Source organism: Actinomycetota bacterium (genome assembly GCA_005774595.1).
In the GTDB taxonomy this organism is placed as follows: Bacteria; Actinomycetota; Coriobacteriia; order Anaerosomatales; family D1FN1-002; genus D1FN1-002.
In genome coordinates this window covers 1-2,371 of record VAUM01000302.1, presented here as the reverse complement: position 1 = coordinate 2,371, position 2,371 = coordinate 1, and the positions used below count along the sequence as shown (strand labels likewise).

Here is a 2,371-nt window from a genome sequence, read left to right as displayed (position 1 = left end):
ACCTTGCGCACCACCACCACGTCGAGCTCGCCGCCGACCGCGCGCGCCACCTCCACGGCCACGATGACGCCGCCGCGCGGGATGCCGAGCACGAGCGCCCCTGGCGCCAGCGAGCCCCGCAGCCGCTCGGCGAGTTCACGCCCAGCCTCGACCCTGTCGGCGAACATGTGCGCCACCTCCCGGGAGCATATCTACCCGCGCGGAACGCGCCCGTGCTGCGCTATCCTCACGGCAGCGCCGGCACGGGGACCGAGGGGGACGCCATGAGCGACATCGCGCGGCCGGGTACGCGGGCCAAGTGGCTCGAGGCAACGCTCGCCATCGCCGTGCTGCTGACGTTGCAGGTGAGCGCCCGCCAGTGCAAGGACGAGGGCGACCAGAAGATCCTCGACTCGATCCTCGGCGGCGTCGAACAGGGCATGAAACAGGGCGAGGAGCTCGAACAGTCCTTCGCCGGCTCGGGGAGCGGCACGCGCACCTTCCACATGACGGCGCCCGACGGCGGTGTCGGCAGCATGGACGAGATGCGCGCCAAGGAAGGCCCTACCGTCAGCTACAGCGAGAAGGACGGCTGGAAGGTCGTCGACGAGGGCAGGTAGCCCACCCGCACGAGAGAGGGTCACGTGACCGGCAAGAAGGCCAACGTCGCCCGGCGCTTCCTCACCGGCGACATGCGCTTCGCCGAGTTCGCCGTCACGAACCGATGCGTCGCGAAGTGCTCGTTCTGCGGCATCTGGCAGCAGCAGCCCAAGGTCACCTCCGACCGCGAGAAGTCGCTGCAGGTGATCGACAACCTCGCCGACATGGGCGTCGTGCACATCACGCTCACGGGCGGCGAACCTTTGCTGCACCCCGACATCGTCGACTTCGTCGCCCGGTGCACGGACCGCGGCGTGCACACCTCGGTGCTCGACGCCACGCCCTCGCTCGTCACCGACGACAAGCTCGCGCGCCTGGAGGCCGCCGGCGCCGACATGATCTCGATCTCGTTCGACTCGGATGACCCAAAGGTGCTGGAGGAGTCGCGTCAGATCCCGGGGATCATGGCCGACATGGAGAAGACGGTCGCAAGGATCGGCCGCACGAAGGTCAAGTCGATGGCCTCGATACTGATCTGGAACAACAACCACGACCGCATGGAGCAGATGTTCGAGCGCGCCGTGGCGATGGGCTTCGACATGATCTCGGTGAACTACCCGACGTTCTCCGAGTCGGTCATCTACCCGCTCGGCGGCGAGGGGATCTCGCTCTCGCGCGACCTCGTGATCGAGTCGCTCGAGAGCGTCATCGAACTGAAGCAGGCGACGAGGTACCCGATCGTGAACCAGGTCACCTCGATGCGGAACATCATCGACTACCTGCGCGACCCTGCCTCGGCGAAGCACCACTGCCTCGGCGGGCACCGGGTCATGTTCGTGGACTGGCACTTCGACGTGCGGCCGTGCATGCAGTTGCCGGACGTGCTCGGCAACATGCTCACCATGACGAAGGCGGACCTGAAGAAGGTCCCGTGCAACCGGTGCAACATGAGCTGGTACCGGGACTTCAGCGTCTTCTTCACAGGGGTCGAGCCGCTGGCGACCTATGGTGAGCTGATGCGCTCGGGCGGGATGATGTAGCGCGCCCTACGGCTCCGCGACGACCAGCCCGTCGACCGCGAACGCGTCGACCCACGTGTTGTAGCCCACCGAGCGCACGTTCTTGCCCGTCAGCGCCCGGACCTCGAGCGTGTGCGTGCCGTAGTCGAGGCCGTGGGCGGCGTACATCGTCTGGCGGAACGAGTTGGGCGACGCATACTGGTCGACCGTGCATTGATACACGCCGTCGAGGTACACGGCCGCCTTGCCGGCCGATGTCGTCTTGGCCCCGATCCACTCGATCCCGGTGCCGTCGAACTCCACGAGCACCGACTTGCCCGCACCGGCCGCGTATACCGCTCCTCCGCCGGAGAACTGCGTCCGATACAAGCTCGTCCACGTCCCCGTCCATGCCACACCGCCCGCCGTGTCCTCGTAGACCACCGGGAGCACGTCGTACCGCACGTCCACGCTCTGCAGGCCCGGCGAGAGCGCGTCGCCCGACTCGAGCCTGACTACCACGTCGAGGTAGCGCGCGAACGGAACGCCGGTCAGGGCCGAGCGGGCCCCGGCGTCGCCGGCCGCCTCGCCGAGGTAGTTGCCGGTGCCGCTCGTCCAGTCGATCGCCGCGCCGTCGCCGCCCATCGGAGACGACCAGTTCACTCCATCGTCGGAGGTGCGGACGGCGAACTTGATCGCCTGGCCGGGCGCGAGAGCGGTCGTCTGGGCGTCGAGCCGGCTCCACACCGCCGCGTCGCCGGCATCCGCCCTCAGCCCCACGGCCGCGCCGGTCC

3 protein-coding genes are annotated in these 2,371 nt (G+C 68.3%); 2 read left to right on the top strand and 1 reads right to left on the bottom strand.

The genetic code is table 11. The features are described from left to right. A partial coding sequence (locus FDZ70_09400; GenBank protein TLM70029.1) for a phosphoribosyltransferase occupies nucleotides 1-167 on the bottom strand: 167 nt, incomplete at its 3' end. Between the two features lie 96 nt (nucleotides 168-263). Between FDZ70_09400 and FDZ70_09395 the strand changes: the two genes are divergently transcribed. Beyond that, entirely contained in the window at nucleotides 264-599 is a 336-nt protein-coding gene (locus FDZ70_09395) for a hypothetical protein (GenBank protein ID TLM70028.1), read from the top strand. 24 nt (nucleotides 600-623) lie between these two features. Beyond that, nucleotides 624-1,619, top strand: a complete 996-nt coding sequence (locus tag FDZ70_09390; GenBank protein TLM70027.1) for a radical SAM protein — start codon at nucleotides 624-626, stop codon at nucleotides 1,617-1,619. Nucleotides 1,620-2,371: the final 752 nt, after the last annotated feature.